At 78.3% G+C, this 16741-nt stretch carries 10 protein-coding genes; 5 read left to right on the top strand and 5 right to left on the bottom strand.

The genetic code is table 11. The annotated features are described in order from the left end of the window. Positions 1–11 precede the first annotated feature (11 nt). Together V9U69_RS03920 and V9U69_RS03915 are read left to right on the top strand one after the other, a co-directional pair. The gene (locus tag V9U69_RS03920) at positions 12–854 is read left to right on the top strand and encodes an SDR family NAD(P)-dependent oxidoreductase (RefSeq protein WP_337059995.1); all 843 of its coding nucleotides are present in this window, start codon (positions 12–14) and stop codon (positions 852–854) included. Positions 855–902: 48 nt separating this feature from the next. Next, positions 903–2555: an ATP-binding SpoIIE family protein phosphatase gene (locus tag V9U69_RS03915; RefSeq protein ID WP_337059994.1), complete on the top strand. Its 1653-nt coding sequence runs from the start codon at positions 903–905 to the stop codon at positions 2553–2555. 41 nt (positions 2556–2596) lie between these two features. Here the strand turns inward: V9U69_RS03915 and V9U69_RS03910 are convergent, their stop codons facing one another. Further along, a complete protein-coding gene (locus tag V9U69_RS03910) occupies positions 2597–4261 on the bottom strand; it encodes an FAD-binding oxidoreductase (RefSeq protein WP_337059993.1) in 1665 nt (554 codons plus the stop codon). Positions 4262–4367: 106 nt separating this feature from the next. Beyond that, on the bottom strand, positions 4368–4802 hold the full coding sequence (gene aroQ, locus V9U69_RS03905; protein WP_337059992.1) for a type II 3-dehydroquinate dehydratase: 435 nt from the start codon (positions 4800–4802) through the stop codon (positions 4368–4370). A 110-nt stretch (positions 4803–4912) separates the two neighbouring features. Between aroQ and V9U69_RS03900 the strand changes: the two genes are divergently transcribed. From V9U69_RS03900 to V9U69_RS03890, 3 genes are all read left to right on the top strand, one after another. Further along, complete coding sequence (locus V9U69_RS03900) at positions 4913–5521, top strand: DNA-3-methyladenine glycosylase I (RefSeq protein WP_337059991.1); 609 nt, start codon at positions 4913–4915, stop codon at positions 5519–5521. A gap of 119 nt (positions 5522–5640) precedes the next feature. Then, positions 5641–7008: an NAD(P)/FAD-dependent oxidoreductase gene (locus tag V9U69_RS03895; protein WP_337059990.1), complete on the top strand. Its 1368-nt coding sequence runs from the start codon at positions 5641–5643 to the stop codon at positions 7006–7008. Between the two features lie 40 nt (positions 7009–7048). Beyond that, positions 7049–7651, top strand: coding sequence for a hypothetical protein (locus V9U69_RS03890; RefSeq protein ID WP_337059989.1), 603 nt, complete (start codon positions 7049–7051; stop codon positions 7649–7651). Positions 7652–7814: 163 nt separating this feature from the next. Here the strand turns inward: V9U69_RS03890 and recD are convergent, their stop codons facing one another. From recD to recC, 3 genes are read right to left on the bottom strand one after another with little or no spacing between them, the layout of a single operon-like run. Next, positions 7815–9791 carry an exodeoxyribonuclease V subunit alpha gene (gene recD, locus V9U69_RS03885; RefSeq protein ID WP_337059988.1) on the bottom strand — a complete coding sequence of 659 codons (1977 nt, stop codon included), beginning with the start codon at positions 9789–9791 and terminating at the stop codon, positions 7815–7817. Next, entirely contained in the window at positions 9788–13216 is a 3429-nt protein-coding gene (locus V9U69_RS03880; protein WP_337059987.1) for a UvrD-helicase domain-containing protein, read from the bottom strand. The genes recD and V9U69_RS03880 overlap by 4 nt, the downstream gene beginning before the upstream one ends. Continuing rightward, positions 13213–16608: an exodeoxyribonuclease V subunit gamma gene (recC, locus tag V9U69_RS03875; RefSeq protein ID WP_337059986.1), complete on the bottom strand. Its 3396-nt coding sequence runs from the start codon at positions 16606–16608 to the stop codon at positions 13213–13215. The genes V9U69_RS03880 and recC overlap by 4 nt, the downstream gene beginning before the upstream one ends. Positions 16609–16741 lie beyond the last annotated feature (133 nt).

The following is a 16741-nucleotide window of genomic DNA, read 5'->3' as shown; positions in this document are numbered from 1 at the left end:
GCTCGCGCGCCGTGAGCACCCCCGCCTCCCCCACCTCCCCCGTCGCCGCCCGCCCGACCGCCCTGGTGACGGGAGCCACCGCCGGCCTGGGCGCCGGTTTCGCCGAGCGCCTCGCCGCGCGCGGGCACGACCTGGTCCTGGTCGCCCGGGACACCGCGCGCCTGGAGGAGAGCGCGGCGCGGCTGCGCGAGCGGCACGGGGTGTCGGTGGAGGTGCTGGCCGCCGACCTGGCCGACCGCGCCGCGCTGGCGCGGGTCGCCGAGCGGGTGGCCGACCCGGCGCGGCCGGTGGACGTGCTGGTGAACAACGCCGGCTTCGGGCTCAAGCAGCGCTTCTTCGACGGCGACCCGGCCGACCACGAGCGGATGTTCGACGTGCTGTGCCGGGCGGTGCTGGTGCTCTCGCGCGCCGCGACGGGTGCGATGGTGCCGCGCGGGCGCGGGTACGTCCTCAACGTGGGCTCGGTGGCCGGGATGGTGCCCGGCGGCGGGCACTACTCGGCGGCCAAGGCGTACGTCATCGTGCTCACCGAGACGCTGGCCGGGGAGCTGCGCGGCACGGGGGTGCGCGCGACCGTCGTGGCGCCGGGGTACGTGCGCACGGAGTTCCACGCGCGCTCGGGGATGCGCTCGGGCGGGCGCTCGGCGCTGACGCGGCGGGTGTGGCTGGACGTGGACGACGTGGTCGACGCCGCCCTGGACGACCTGTTCGCGGGGCGGGCGGTGAGCGTGCCGACGCGGCGCTGGCAGGTGGTCTCCACGCTGCTGGACGTGGCGCCCCGGGGGCTGGTGAGCCGGGTGTGGAACGCGGCCCCCGGGGGCGCCTCCCGGCGCCACCCCTCGGCGGGCCGCTGACTCCTCAACCAGTCACCACGTAGAGTGACTGTCCAGTAACCTGCTGTTGTGTACCGCAGCCCCTCGGGCAGGACCGCGGGGGAAGCCGCCGGCCTCGACGACGACGCGCGCCTCGCCGCCCTGCACGACTACGTCGACGTCACCGCAGAACCCCCGCGCGAGCTGCAGGCCGTCGTCCGGCTCGCCACCCGCGTCACCGGCCTGCCCCACGCGGTGGTGAACATCGTCGACGAGCACCTGCAGCGGCAGCTGGCCGCCGAGGGCGTCGAGCGCTCCGACTGCGCGCGCGAGGACTCCATGTGCGCCGTGTCCATCGGCGTCGGTGGTCTCGTGCACGCGCCCGACGCCCGCCGCGACGTCCGCTTCGCCGCCAACCCCTGGGTCGACGGCCGGATGGCGCGGGTGCGCGCCTACGCCGCCGCCCCCCTGCTCACCCCCGACGGCCTGGCCCTGGGCACCCTGTGCGTCTTCGGGCCCGACCCGGTGGCCCTGGACGAGCGCCGGCGCGCGGACCTGGCCGACCTCGCCGACCTCGTCGTCTCCATCTTCGACCGGGAGCGGCGCGCCCGCCGCGAGGCGCACGACCGCGACGCCGTCGAGCACGCCCGCCGGGCCGCCGAGACGGCGCGCGCGCTGCAGGCCGGCCTGCTGCCCGGGGCGCTGCCCCGCGAGGAGGCCGTGCGGCTGACCGCGCGCTACCTGCCCGGCACCGACGGCGCCGAGGTGGGCGGGGACTTCTACGACGCCGTGCGCACCGAGCGCGCCCTCGTCCTGGTCATGGGGGACGTGCAGGGCCACAGCACCGCCGCCGCCGCCCTCATGGGTCAGGTGCGCACCGCCGTGCGCGCCTACGTCAGCGAGGGCCACGACCCCTCCGCCGTCCTGCAGCGCACCAACGACCTGCTCTGCGCCGCCGGCACGGAGCTGTTCGCCACCTGCTGCCTGCTCTCCCTGGACACCGACACCGCCGAGGCGGTCCTCGCCAGCGCCGGGCACCCCGCCCCCGTGCTGTTCGCCCCCGGACCGCCGCGCGCGCTGGACGTCGAGCCCGGCCCGCCGCTGGGCGTGGCCCCGGCGGCGGCCTACCCGGCGTCCCGGCACCGGCTCCCCGGACGCAGCCGGCTGCTGCTGCACACCGACGGCGTCGTGGAGTGGCCGCGCGCCGGCGGCACCGACGGCACCGCGGTCCTGGAGCGGGCGCTGCGCGAGCACGCCGACGCCGACCCCGAGCGCCTCGCCGACGCCCTGCTGGCCCCCGCCCTCGGCGCCCGCTCCGACGACGCCGCCCTGCTCGTCGCCGACTACGCCGGCCCCGCCCCCGGCAGCCGCGAGTCGCAGCTGCAGCTGCCCGGGGACACCCGCGCCGTGGCCGCCGCCCGCGAGCACCTGCGCCTGACCCTGGACGCCTGGGGACTGGTGCGCGTCGCCGACGAGGCCGAGCTGGTGGTCTCCGAGCTGGTCACCAACGCGGTGCTGCACACCGGTGCCGGCACCGCCCTGACCGTGCGCCACGACCCGCTCTCGGCGTGCCTGGCCCTCGGCGTGGACGACAGCTCCACCTCGCACCCGCTGCCGCGCGGGGCCGGCGAGGAGTCCCTCAGCGGCCGCGGCCTGCACATCGTCGACGTGCTCGCCGAACGGTGGTGGGTCAGCGCCCACGGCGCCGGCAAGACCGTCTGGGCCGAGCTGCGGGTGGCCTGACGGCACCGGCCCGGCCCCCTGGGGGAGCCGGGCCGGGCGCGTCAGTCGACGATCGCGCCGGGGTTGAGGTTGCGGCCCGGGTCCACGCCCGCGAACAGGGCCTTGACCACCTCGGCTCCCGCCGGGGAGAGGTCCTCGGCCACCCACGGCTTGTGCTCGCGACCCACCGCGTGGTGGTGCGAGAGCGTGCCGCCGTTGTCGATGAACGCCTGCTGGATGGCGCCCTTGACGATGTCGTACGCCTCCAGCCCGTCGCGGTCCGCCGGCGGCTGGAACGCGAACGTGAAGTACTGGCACGCGCCGGAGTGGTAGCTGTGCGACAGGTGGCAGAAGACGAACCCCTTCGTGCCGATCTCCGCGAACGCCTTCTGGGCGGCGGCGACCACGTCGTCGTGCAGCGTCTTCAGCGTCGCCCAGCTCGACGACGTCTCCGACACGTCGCCGTAGGCGCCGCGGTCGAGGATGAAGTCGCGGATGTAGGGGGTGTCGAACTTCTTCTGGTCGTACAGCGTGCCCGGGCCCGTGCCGACGCCGAAGCCGCCGTGGCGCTTGACGATCTCGTCCACCAGGCGCTTGCTGCGCTTGACGTGCAGCGAGGACCCCTCGAACCCGATGAACGACAGGCACATCTTCTCGAGGTCGAAGCCCTTGCCCCTGGCGGCGTACAGCTTCACGCCCTTGGACAGCAGCTGCGACAGGGCGCTGCCCTTCTTGGAGGTGGCCAGCGTGAACTGGGTCTCCATCTCGTCCGAGACGCGCGTGATGGACGGGGAGGCGTCCGAGGCGGCGATGTCGTGCATGGCCTTCAGGCCGGCGCCGTAGTCGGGGAAGAAGTACGCCTGGATGACGCGCTCCTCGGCCAGGCGGTGCACCTGCACGGTGGCCTCGGTGATGACGCCGAGGCGGCCCTCGCTGCCCAGCACCATCTCGCGCACGCTCGGGCCGGCGGCCTGCACCGGCACCTGCCGGGTGGCGACGACGCCCTTGGGGGTGACCACGCGCACGGCGCGGGTGATGTCGGCGATGTCGCCGAAGCGGTCCGACTGCATGCCCGAGGAGCGGGTGGCGATCCAGCCGCCGAGGGTGGAGTGCTTGAAGCTGTCGGGGAAGTGCCCCAGCGTCCAGCCGCGCGCGTTCAGCTGCGCCTCCAGGTCCGGGCCCAGGGCACCGGCCTGGATGCGGGCGAGCTGGGAGGTCTCGTCCAGCTCCAGCAGCGAGCGCAGGCGACCCAGGTCCAGCGAGACGACCGGGCGGGTCTCCTCGCGCGGCGCCTCCAGGGAGCCCACGATGTTGGAGCCGCCGCCGAAGGGGATGAGGACGGCGTCGGCGTCCAGCGCCACGCGCAGCGCGGCCTCCACCTCCGCCTCGGTGCCCGGGTAGACCACCAGGTCCGGCACCCGGCCGAAGTCGCCGCGGCGGATGCGCACCAGGTCGCGCATCGACTTGCCGTAGCAGTGCACGACGCGGTCCAGGTCGTCGTCGCGGACGTGCTCGGCGCCCACGGCCCCGACGAACGCCGCGCGCAGCTCCTCGGGCGCCCGCGGGGCCGGCACGTCCAGCTCGGACAGCTCCGGCACCCGCACCGGCGGGGCGTCGAAGTCGATGCCGGCCATCCGCCGCGCGAACGGCGCCAGGCCCGGCTTGTCCTCGTGGTGGAAGGCCACGCCCTCCTGGCCCCAGCCCCACCACTTCATGTGCTCGACCACTGCGTCTCCCGTGCTCGCGACCCGCTGACCCGCTGGACTGCTTGAAAGGACCTGCTGCTGGAACCGCCCGCCACCGCGCACCGCCCGGCGCGGGCCCCACGGGAGCCTACGCGCGGCGGGCGGCCAGGAAGCGCACCGCCAGCGCGTACCCCTCCACGCCCAGGCCGGCGATCACGCCGGTGGCGACGGGGGCGGTGAAGGAGTGCCGGCGGAAGTCCTCGCGCGCGTGCACGTTCGACAGGTGCACCTCCACCAGCCCCGCCGTCAGCTCCGCGCACGCGTCGCGCAGCGCCACCGAGGTGTGCGTCCAGGCGGCCGGGTTGAGCACCACCGGGCGGCGCTCGTCGGCGGCCTCGTGCACCCAGGCGAGCATCTCGTGCTCGGCGTCCGTCTGGCGGACCTCGACCTCCACGCCCAGCTCGGCCGCCAACTCCTGCAGCCCCGCCTCGACGTCCGCGAGCGTCGCGGTGCCGTACACCTCCGGCTGCCGCTTGCCGAGCCGGCCGAGGTTGGGGCCGTTGAGGACGAGGACGCGCTGCACGGGACGGGACGCTACCGGCCGGGCCCGACACGACCGGCGCCGCGCCCGCGGGGAGCAGCGGGAGGGGCGCTCGGCCGCCCGTGTCGGCGGCGGCTGCCAGGGTGTCGCCCGTGACCACGCCGAGCACCGCCGCGGACGCCCCCGCGGGCGCCGCGCCGGGTGAGCCGTTCCGCTGCTTCGGCACCGGCGACCCGCTCTACGAGCGCTACCACGACACCGAGTGGGGCCGGCCCGTGCACGGCGACGCCGCCCTGTACGAGCGGCTGTGCCTGGAGGCGTTCCAGTCGGGCCTGTCGTGGATCACCGTGCTGCGCCGGCGCGAGACGCTGCGCGCCGCCTTCGACGGCTTCGACCCCGAGCTCATGGCCCGCTACGGCGAGGCGGACGTGGCCCGGCTGCTCGCCGACCCCGGGACCATCCGCAACCGCGCGAAGGTGACCGCGGTCGTCGCCAACGCCCGCGCCGTGCTGCGGCTGGCCGAGAACGGCCCCGGCCTGTCGGAGCTGGTGTGGTCCTCCGCCCCCGCCGAACCCGGTCCCGCCCCCGTCTCACCGGCGGACGTGCCCGCCTCCACCCCGGCCTCCGCGGCCCTGGCGAAGGCCCTGAAGGCCGCCGGCTTCCGCTTCGTGGGACCCACCACCGCCTACGCCACCATGCAGGCCTGCGGCCTCGTGGACGACCACCTGGCCGCCTGCCCCGCCCGCCGCGAGCGGCGCTGACGGGCCCGCCGCGGGGCGCGCGGACACACCGGGCTGAGAGTTCCCCGGGCAGCGTGCAAGGATTCCAGGGAGCAACGGGAGTCCCGGTCCCGGCGACGGAGAGACGAGAGGTGCCCTACATGGTCGATCGACAGCGAGTCGTCATCGTCGGCGGGGGCTTCGCCGGCCTGTACGCCGGCAAGAAGCTGGAGAAGCTGCTGCCCGCCAGCACGGCGGAGCTGGTGATCGTGAGCCCCACCGACCACCTCACCTACAGCCCGCTGCTGCCCGACGTCACCGCCTCGGTGCTCGAGCCCCGCCACGTCGCGGTCTCGCTGCGCCAGGCGCTGCCGCGGCACCGGCTGGTCGTCGGCCACGTCACCTCGGTGGACGTGGAGGCCAAGACGGTCACCATCTCCCGCGGTGAGTCCGACGCCGACCCGCAGGTCATGTCCTACGACCGCCTGCTGCTGGCGCCGGGCTCGGTCACCCGCCGCTTCCCCATCCCCGGGGTGGCGGAGTCCGCGCGCGGCGTGAAGACGATCACGGAGGCCGCGTTCGTGCGCGACCACCTGGTCAACCAGCTCGACGCCGCGGACTCCCTGCCGGACGACCCCCGCTTCGACGCCGAGCGCGCCGAGCGGATGACGGTGGTCGCGGTGGGCGCCGGCTACACCGGCACCGAGATCGTCGCCCAGACGCAGCGGTGGCTCAAGCGCGTCGCCGACCGCTGGTCGAAGATCGACGTGGACGACGTCAAGTGGCTGCTCATCGACGTCGCCCCCGCGGTGCTGCCCGAGCTCGGGCCGCGCCTGGGCCAGTACGCGCTGTCCGCCATGAAGGCGCGCGGCATCGACGTGCGCCTGGGCGTGTCGGTGGCCTCGGTCGAGGGCAACGTCATCAACCTCACCGACGGCACCCCGGTGCCCTCGCGCACCCTCATCTGGAACGCGGGCATCATCGCCAACCCGCTCATGGGCACCCTCGGGCTGCCGCTGGAGCGCGGCCGCCTGGTCGTGGACGCGCAGATGAAGGTCACCGACGACGTCTGGGCCGTCGGGGACGCCGCCGCCGTGCCGGACCTCGCCAAGGAGAAGTCGGCCGACGGCCCGCAGCCGGTGACCCCGCCGACCGCGCAGCACGCGCAGCGCCAGGGCACCGCGGTGGGTCAGAACATCGCCGCCAGCTTCGGCATCGGCCAGGCCAAGGACTACGTGCACAAGGACCTGGGCCTGGTCGCCGACCTCGGCGGGCTGACCGCCGTGGCCAAGCCGCTGGGCGTGGAGCTCACCGGCCTGCCCGCCAAGATCGTGGCGCGCGGCTACCACCTGTTCGCCCTGCCCAGCATGGCGAACAGGATCCGGGTGCTCACCGACTGGGCGCTGCACGCGGTGCTGCCGCCGCAGGCGGTGGCGCTGAACCAGACGCGTTCCGAGGACGCGCTGATCAGCACCGCGCAGAACACCGAGATCTACCCGAAGGCCGAGGACAAGCCCAAGGTCGGCTGACCTGGACGACTCCTCGCGGGACCGGCAGGACCCGCAGGACGTGGACGAGGACGCGGTGGCGCTGGTCGCCGCGGCCCTCGGCACGAGCACCGCACGAGCCCGGAGGCTGGCGCGCACCGCGCTGCCTCCGGGCTTCGCGCGTTCCGCGCGCCGGGCGGGCGAGCAGGGGCGGGCGGTGCTGCTCGTGGAGGGCACCACGGACGCCGCCGTGCTGGGTCCCCTGCTGAGCGGCCCCGCCGGGCCGGTGGTCCTCGCGGTCGGCGGCAAGCACCCGATGCCCCTGGCCGGGGCCGTGGCGCAGGCGGTGGGAGCGTCCTGGCACGCCGTCGTCGACGGCGACGCGGACGGCTGGCGCCGCGCCCGCAACCGCTCCCGCGCCCGCACCGCGCACCGCCGGGCCACCGCGGAGGTGCTGCGGCAGCTGCCGCCGCAGCGGGTCACGGTCCTGCCCGACGCCCTGGAAGCGGAACTGGCGCTGTGGCCGTCGTTCGTGGCGGCGCTGCGCGCGCACGGCGGCGACCTGACCGGCCCCGGCGCGAAGGACCCCGCCCGCTACGCGGCGGCCGCGGCCGACGCCGACCCGGCCGACGCCCCCGCGCGCCTGCTCGCGCTGCGCGCCACCCCTCCCCCGCCGCCCCGCTGACTCGCTGACTCGCTGACCTCGTCTCGACGGGGCGGGGCGGGAACCACGGTTTCCGCCCTGTCGAGGGCCCCGCGAGGGGCGGAAACCACGGTTTCCGCCCAGCCGGGGGCGACGGAGAACGGGGTGAGGTGGGGTGGGCGGGGGGAGCGGGGTGGTGGAGGGGTCAGGGGGTCAGGCGGGCTGCCAGGCCGGTCGCGCGGGCCAGCGGGCGCTGCACCGCGGCGGTGACGGCCTCGACCGAGCCGACCACGCGCACCCGGTGCCGGGCGCGGGTCACGGCCGTGTACAGCATCTCCCGGGTGGCCAGCGGGGAGCGCGCCGGCGCCGCCAGCACCGTCACCGCGCCGAACTGCGAGCCCTGGCTGCGGTGCACCGTCATGGCGTGCACCGGCTCCACCGCCGCCAGCCGCGCCAGCGGCACCAGCAGCGGGCCGTCGCCGCGGCCCACGGCGACCACGAGGTCGCCGCCGGACTCCAGCACCACGCCGGTGTCGCCGTTGAAGACGCCCGCCGCGGGGTCGTTCGTGGTGACGATCACCGGCAGGCCCACGTACCGGCCGTCCGGGCGCGGGCGCACCCCCAGCTCCTCCACGGCCCACCGGTGCGCCAGCGCGCTGACGCGCGAGACGCCGCGACCGCCGTGGCGGTGCGCGCACAGCACGCGGTGGGCGTCCAGCGCCAGCAGCGCCGCCGGCGCGTCGCCCCGGGCGGCGGCCTGCACGACGTCCCGGCCGCGCGCGACCACGTCGGCGCGCACCGCCTCCAGCGCGGCGCCGGCCACCGGCTCGTCCTCGGCGACCTCGACGAACTCCAGCCCGTCGCCACCGGCGCGCAGCACGTCCACGACCGCGGCGGCGTCCCCGGCGCGCACGGCCCGCGCCAGCTCGGCGATGGGGCCGCCGCTGCTGAAGCGGTGGGTGGTGCGCAGCAGCGCCACCCCGCCCGCCACGGTGCCCGCCCGTCCACCCGCCACCGCGTCCGCTCCCGCCGTGTCCCCCACCCCGTCCGCCGGCGCGAGGGCGGGGGCGACGAGATCGGCCAGGACGGCACCGACCTCCACCGACGCCAGCTGGTCGGGGTCGCCCACGAGCACCAGCCGCGCCTGCGGGCGCAGCGCCGCCAGCAGGTGCGCCACCACGCCCAGGCCCACCATGGACGCCTCGTCCACCACGACGACGTCGTGGGGCAGGCGGTGCTCGGCGTCGTAGCGGGCGCGCGTGGAGCCCGGCCGCAGCCCCAGCAGCCGGTGCAGGGTGGAGGCGCTCGCCCCCGCCAGGAACGCCGCCTGCCCCTGCGTGAACACCCCGGGCGCCGACGCCGCGGCGGTGACGGCCTCCGTCAGCCGCGCGGCGGCCTTGCCGGTGGGCGCCGCCAGCGCCACCCGGGGCGGGGCGCCGTCGCCGGCCAGGTCGTGCAGCGCCGCCAGCAGCCGCGCCACCGTCGTCGTCTTGCCGGTGCCGGGGCCGCCGCCGAGGACGGCCACGCCCGAGCGCAGGCACACCTCCGCCGCGCGCCGCTGGTCGGACGGCTCGTCCTCCCCCGGCCACAGCCGGTCCAGCACCTCGCGCACCCGCTGCTCGTCGTGCGCGGGCACCTGCGCGGCGCGGCGGCGCAGGTCGTCGGCGACGGCCAGCTCCAGACGCCAGTACCGGTCCAGCCACAGCCCGTCGCCCACGACGTGCACGGGCCGCGGCGGCGAGGCCGGGGCACCCGCCGCCCCGGCGGCCGACGGGGGTTCGTCGTGCACGGTGGTCAGCGCGCTGGCGCGCACCGCCCGCAGCCAGCCGGCGGGTTCCGGCCAGGGCGCCTGGACGGCACCCACGGCCCCGGTGTCCTCCTCGTCCTCGGGCACCACGGTCGCCGGCGCCTGCGCCAGGTGCAGCACCACCGAGCCGTGCCGCACGGCCCGCACCGCGAGCGCCACCGCCAGCAGGACCCGCTCGTCGTCCTCCCCGGTGACAGCCCCGAGCCGGCGGGCGACGTGGACGTCGGCGGCGCGCAGCAGCCCCAGCGCGTTGAACTCGCGCAGCAGACCGGTGGCGCTGCGCACCCGGGTGGCGGCGCGCTCGGCGCCGGGCACCTCCCCCGGCGCGACGGGCGCGGCGGGCGCGGTGGGGGCGGTGGTGGTCGGCGCGCTCATCGGGGCCTCCCGGCCAGCAGGTCGGACACGTCGGTGACCAGCGCCGGCGGCGGGCACCACGACCACACCCCCGGGGGCGCACCGGGCGCCCCGTCCGGGCCGGGCGCGGCGGGCACGTCGGGCCCGCACATGCCGCGCAGGAACAGGTAGAGCACCCCGCCCAGGTGCACGGCGGGGTCGTAGCCGGGCTGGCGCCAGCGCAGGAAGCGGTGCAGCGCCACGCAGTACAGCAGCGCCTGCAGCGGGTAGTGCGCCTGCCGCACGGCCTCGTCGAGGGCGTCGCGGCGGTAGTGCCAGGCGGTCAGGGCCTCCCCCGGCCCGGCGAGGCGGTTCGTCTTGTAGTCCACGACGAGGTGGGCGGGGCCGCCCGGGCCCCGGCGGCGCAGCACGGCGTCGATCGAGCCGGTGAGGTAGCCGCGCAGCACCTGCCCGCCCAGGGCCGGCTCGGCCAGCGCGTCGGCGTAGCGGTGGACGGGGTCGTCGCGGTCCAGGTGGTGGCGCAGCAGGTCCGCCACCCGCCCCAGCAGGGCCCCGTCGCCGTCGGTGGCGCGGTCACCACCGCCCAGGGGCAGCTCGAAGTCCAGCTCGGCGAGGCGGTCGGCCACCGCGAAGCCCTCCAGCGCCGCACCGCCGGCCAGCGGCCCCAGCGGCGTGCGCAGCACCGGGTCCAGGGCGGCCGCCAGCGGCTCGGCCAGCGCACCGGCGAACTGCTCGCGCGCCAGTGCCGCCAGGTGGGCGGGGCGGTCCGGCGCGGCCGGGTCGAAGTCCTCCAGCACGGCGTGCACGAGGGTGCCGAAACCGGCACCGGCGGGCAGGTCCGCCAGCGGGGAGGGCACCTCGCGCCAGCGGCGCAGCACCGGGTCCGCGCTCTCGCCCGCGCCGGCGGCCACACCCTCCAGGTCCACCTCGTCCACCGTGCCCGGCGCCTCCGGGCCGGTGCGCACCAGCGGCGCCTCGTGCACCTCGCGCGTCAGCCCGCTGTAGGAGGTGCGCCGCCACAGGGCGTCGACGCGGCCGCCGAACGCGGCCGGCGGCAGCAGCGCGGCCGGTGCGGCGGGCGGCGGTGCGGCCGGGGCAGCGCCGTCGTCGCCGGCGCGCTCCAGTCGCACCCCGCTGCCGGCGGCCTCCAGCCGCCGCAGGTGCGCGAGCGCGTCCGCCTCCGGCGGCACCGGCACCGACGGGGGCAGCGCCCCGGCGTCGGGGGCGAACAGCAGCCGGTGCAGGGGGCTCTCGGCGGTGCACCGCGACGGCGCCCACCACACCAGCAGCCGGGAGACGGCGCGCGTCAGCGCCACGTACAGCAGCCGCAGCTCCTCACCGGCGTCCTCCGCGTCGGCCGCGGCGCAGGCCGACGCGTAACCGGGGCTGCCCACCCCGCCGACGTGCAGGGTGGGCACCGCGGCGACCCCCGCGGCGGCTCCCGCGCCCGCCGGTCCGCGCGCCGGTGCGTGGGCCACGGGCAGGCGCTCGCGGCGCGCGGGCCCGGGGCCGGGCACGTCCCAGCCGAACGGCACGCACACCACCTCGAACTCCAGCCCCTTGCTGGTGTGGACGGTGGCGACCTGCACCGCGGCGCGGTCGGTGTCCAGGCGACGCGAGCGCTCCGCGTCGACGTCGCCGTCGGCCTCGTCGACGCGCGCGCGCAGCCACGCCAGCAGGCCCGCCGGGCCGCGCCCGTGCTCGGCGGCCTCGGCGTGCAGCACCTCGCACACGTGCCGCAGGTCGGTCAGGCGCCGCTCGCCGCCGGTGGTGCCCAGCAGGCGCGCCGGCAGGGCGTGCTCCTCGGCGACGGCGGCGAACAGGCCGGCCACGCCGCGCTCGGCGAGCACCGCCGACCAGGTGCGCAACCGGACGGCGGCGGCGTCGGTGGCGCGCTCGCCGCCGGCGTCGAGCTCCTCGGCGGTGGACCCCACGAACGCCGACAGGACCAGGCGGCGCACCCGGGCCGTGCGGTGCGGCTGCTCCAGCGCCTCCAGCAGCACCAGCCAGTCCCGGGCCGCCTCGGTGCCGAAGACGCTGGGCCCGCGGCTGAGCACGCACGGCACACCGGCCTCCTGCAGCGCCTCCTGCACCAGCCGCGCCTGGGTGCGGGTGCGCACCAGGACGGCGACGTCCCCGGCGGCCAGCGCCCGCCCGCCCGTCCCCTCCCCGGACCCGTCGCGGGGCCGCACCCGCAGGCCCGAGCCCAGCACGGCGGCGACCTGGGCCGCCACGTCGGCGGCGACCGCCGAGCGCGCCCGCGCCAGCAGCGGCAGCCCGCCGCGGTCGGTGGGCAGGCCCGCGCGCGGCAGCACCCGCAGCCGCACCGGTGCGGGGTCCTCGCGCCCGTCCGCGTCGACGAGGGCGGCGCTCGCGTGCGCCGGGCGCACCTCGTGCACCACGATCCCCTCCTCGCCGAGGGCCGCCCCGCGCAGCAGGCCCTGCACGCCGCGCACCACGGCCGGGTCGCTGCGGCGGTTCACGTCCAGGGTGGCGCGCTGCGCGGCGGCGTCACGGGCGGCGAGGTAGCTGCGCACGTCGGCGCCGCGGAAGGCGTAGATGGCCTGCTTGGGGTCGCCCACGAGCACCATCGGCCGCACCCCGTGGAACGCCAGGCGCAGCACGTCCCACTGCACGCCGTCGGTGTCCTGGAACTCGTCGACGAGCACCAGGCGGTACCGCTCGCGCAGCCGGGCGCACGCCACCGGCCCGGTGACGGGGTCGGCCAGCGCGTCGCGCAGCCGCACCAGCAGGTCGTCGAAGCCGACCACCCGCCGCACCACCTTGCGGCGGGCGACCTCGGCGCGCACCGCGGTGGCGAAGCGCACCCGCAGGTCCTCCGGGGTGCCCGGGGCCCGCTCGGCCGGTTCCAGGCGCGCGTCGGCGCGGGCGACGGCCTCGCGCCCCAGCCGCAGCGCGCACGCCCGGTCGAAGGGCAGCTCCCGGCGCACCGCCCAGCGCAGGTGGAGGTCGTCGCAGACCTCCTCGACGAGGTCGGTCAGGTCCTCGGCGAGCACCGCCTGCGGGTCGGCGTCGGCGGCGGTGCCCAGGCCGGTGAGCACCTGCTGGCAGAAGCCGTGCACGGTGGTGATCGTGGCGGCGTCGAAGGACGCCAGCGCCGCGGCCAGCAGCTCGCGGCGCCGGCGCACCGCGGCGGGGTCGCCGCCGGCCAGGTGGCGCACCACCTCGTCGTGGTGCTCCGCGGCGGCCGCCGGGTCGGCCAGCGCGTCGCGGGTGCGCACCAGGCGCTCGCGCACGCGGCTGCGCAGCTCGCCGGTGGCGGCGCGGCCGAACGTGACGACGAGGAGGTCCTCCGCGCGGGCGGCGCCCTCGGCGACGTAGCGGGTGACGAGACCGGCGACGGTGTGGGTCTTGCCGGTGCCGGCGCTGGCCTCCAGCACGGTGGTGCCGGTGGGCAGGGGCCCGGTGGCGTCGAAGGCGCTCACGCGTCCTCCCGGTGGCGGGCGGCCAGCAGCGGCTGCCACACGCGGCGGGCGAGCTCGGCGAAGGACGCGGGGGTGCCCGGCGGCGCGCCGGGCGGCGGGGACCAGGACAGCAGCTCGGCGGCGGTGGTGCCGCTCCCCCACAGCAGCCGGTGCTCCTCCTCGGCGTCCTCGCGGGGCCAGTCCCAGCCGGACTCCCACTCGCGGGCCGCGGAGGCGGCGCACCCCGCCGGGTTCACCCCGCGCGCGGCGGCCGACGCCCAGACCGCGCCCGTGGCCACCGGCAGCGGCAGCGGCAGGCGCAGGCCGGTGCGGCGCAGGGCCAGCAGGTCCGCGAGCGCCGTGCGCGCCGCGTCCGGCGCCACCGGCCCGAGGCGGAGGACGGCGGTGCTGCCGCGCTCGCCGCGCCCGATCACGACGGCGGCGCGGGGTGCGTCCGGCTCGGCGAGGGTGAGGGCGAGGACCTCCACCCACGCGCGCAGCTCCTGGCGGGCCTTCAGCCGCGAGTAGGTGACGGTGACGGCGGCGGCCCGCGGGCCGCCGCCGACGGCCCGGACCCCGCGCACCACCCCGGTCAGGCGGGTGCCGTCCACCTCCACGTCCACCTCGGCGGTGCGGGCGGGCGCGGCCGTCCAGGGGGCCGCGGCCGCCACGAGCTGCTCGACGTGGCCGCCGACGCGGCGCAGCACCCGGGTGCCGAGCAGCCCGGGCGGCACCTCGCCGCGGGCGGCCTCGTGGCGGGCGACGTCCGCGGCGGGCACGCCGGCCAGCCGGGCGGCCAGGCAGCGGTCGCCGACCGCCCACTCGGCCAGGCCGTCCAGCTCCACCGGCAGGGCGTCGGCGGGCTCCTCGGGGCGGGTGTCGGCGGCCACGTCGAGGCGCTGGCGCAGGAACCCGCGCGCGGGGTGCTGCCAGAAGCGCACGAGCGCGTCGAGGTCCACGTCCGGCTCGGCGGGCGGCTCGGGCAGGGCGCGCTCGAGGAACGGCGCGGGCGGGCGGGCGGGGGCCGCGGCGGCCGTGGCCCCCGCGTGGGCGGTGGTGTCGAAGCTGAACGCGCCGTCGCGGCCCAGCGCTCCGGGGGTGAAGTTGCGCGCGTCGGTGGGCTGCAGGGGGTGCTGGACGAGGACGCGGTCGCGCACGCGGCCGGTGCCGGGCGCGGCGAGGACGTCCAGGGCGTCCAGCAGCTCCCCCACCGGCACGGACGGCGGCAGCGCGGCGCCGGTGCGCACGTCGCGGCCGGCGTACGTGACGAGCAGGTGGTCGCCGGCGGCGAGGACGGCGTCGAGGAACGCCTGGCGGTCGTCGCCGCGCGGGTCGGGGTCACCGACGTGGGGGGCGCGCGCGAGGGGGTCGTCGCCGTCGGTGGCGCCTGCGCGGGGGAAGACGTCGTCGTCCAGCCCGAGCAGGCACACCACGCGGTGCGGCACCGCCGGCAGCGCCCCGGGCGCGCACACGGTCATCGCACCGGTGCGGAACGGCACCCGCACGCCCCGCGCCTCGAAGCGCGCCGTCAGCAGGGCGGCGGCGTCGGCGGGGCCGACGGCACCGGCGCCGGCGCGGGCGGCGCGCTCGCGCACCCGACCCAGCTCGGCGCGCAGCTGCGACTCCCACCAGGCGGCGTCGGCGGGGGCGGCGCCGAGGTCCAGTGCGCTCTCCAGCAGGGCGTCGCACCACCGCTCGACCGGCTGCGGGCCGCTGAGCCGCTCCACGGCGGCGCCGAGCCGGTCCAGCAGCTCGGCGAGGCGGCCGGCGAGGTCGACGCGGCTGGACTCCACGTCGGCCAGCGGCACGACGGGGTCCTCCGGGCCGGCGGCGGGCAGCAGGTCCCCGCCCAGGGCGACCCCGGCCAGGACGCGGTCCAGCCCGGCCCGCCAGGAGCCCTGCCGCACCTCCTCCAGCCGCCAGGCGCGCCGGTGCTCCGGGCCCAGGCCCCAGTGCACGCCGGCCTGCACGGCCCAGTCGCGCAGCTGCTCCAGCTCCTCGTCGTCGAAGCCGAAGCGCTCGCGCACCGGCTCGGCGGCGGCCAGGTCCAGCACCTCGGTGGCGGTGACCCGGCCGGTGGCGAGCTCGAGCAGGCGGGCGGCGAGCGCTAGCACCGGGTTGGCGCGCAGCGGGGAGCTGCCGGCCACGGCCACGCGCAGCGCCGCGCCGGGGTGGCTGTCGGTGGCGAAGACGGCGCTGACGACGGGGGCGTAGGCGTCCACGTCGGGGCACACCACGAGCACGTCGCGCGGCTGGAGGCCGGGGTCGGCGTCGAGGAGGCCGAGCACCGCTTCGCGCAGCACCTCCACCTGCCGGGTGCGGCCGTGGCAGGCGTGCACCTGCACGGAGCGGTCGGCCGGGTCGAGGGGGGTCTCGACGGGCGCGGGGTCGTCCTCGGCGAGGGCGTGCTGCAGGCGCCGCAGCAGCGTGGGCGGTCCCACCGCGGCGGGCGGGGCGTGCAGCACGTCGGCGTGCTCGGGGGCGAGGGCGGCCAGCCGCACCTGCAGCTCGCGCGAGCGGCGCGTGAGCGAGCGCAGCAGGGGGTGCCGCACGGCGCGCCCGGCGCGCTCCTCCCACTCCCGGCGCCGCGGGTCGGGGTCGGTGGCGAGGGGCGCCAGCGCGTCCCACAGCCGCGGGGACGGGTGCGGCAGCCACAGGTGCACCTCGCGGTGCTCGGCGAGGGCTGCCAGGACCGCGAGGTGGGAGGTGGTGATCGGGGCGACGGCGAGCACGCCCAGGCGGGCGGGCACCCCGGGCAGCGGCGCCCCGGCGCGCAGCAGGCCGCACGCCTCGTCCAGCAGCTCGGCGGGTGCGGGCACGCCCACGCGCTCGCGCACGCGCCGGTGCACCTGCGGCCACCAGCGCAGGTCGGCGGGCAGGTCGGCGGCCGCCTCCGGGTCCTGGGCCCAGCGGGCCGGCAGCTCGGGGCGGGCGGTGGCGCAGCGGTGCAGCAGGGCCGCCAGGCGGGCGGCGACGCCGGCGCGGCCCGCGCGGGCGGGGCCCTCGCCGTCGTCGGGGCGCAGGTGGTGGCGCAGCGCGGCCAGCGGGTCGCCGGGCCCGGCGGCGGGCTCGCCGGCGATGCCGTCGAGGACGCGCAGCAGGTGCCAGGGCAGGGCGTCGGGGTCCCAGGCGGCGAGGGAGTCCGCGTACCGGGGACCGAGCGCGGCGACCACCTCGTCGAGGAGCTCGGCGGGGCGGCGCAGGTCCACGCGGGCGCACACGCCGTCGTCGCCGGCCGCGGAGGCGCCCAGGCGGTGCGAGAGGCGCTGCGCGAGCCAGCGCTCGGTGCCGGCCGCCCCGACGGCCAGCAGCTCGGGGGTGAAGGGGTCGGCGCCGTCGGCGGGCACCGCGAGGAGGTCCGCGAGCGCCTCCAGGAGGGCGTCGGCGCTGGTGGACCGGTGGACGTGGAGCACGGGCCTTGTCTACCCGACGGCTCCGACGCGCCCGGTCCGCCCCGGGCGGCCCCGGGCAGTCGCCGGGGCGCGCTGGTGCGCGAGGATGCGGCGCGGCCGGGGCACCCCGACCGACGGGACGGGACGGGGGCGC

Origin of the sequence: Kineococcus sp. G2 (assembly GCF_037154035.1) — a bacterium.
Lineage (GTDB): Bacteria > Actinomycetota > Actinomycetes > Actinomycetales > Kineococcaceae > Kineococcus.
This window is presented reverse-complemented; position numbering and strand designations above follow the sequence as displayed.

Bases quoted from the DNA above. Each gene is read 5' to 3' on its own strand.
- V9U69_RS03895 (WP_337059990.1), top strand. From the start codon at position 5,641: ATGGTCGATCGACAGCGAGTCGTCATCGTCGGCGGGGGCTTCGCCGGC.
- recD (WP_337059988.1), bottom strand. From the start codon at position 9,791: ATGAGCGCGCCGACCACCACCGCCCCCACCGCGCCCGCCGCGCCCGTC.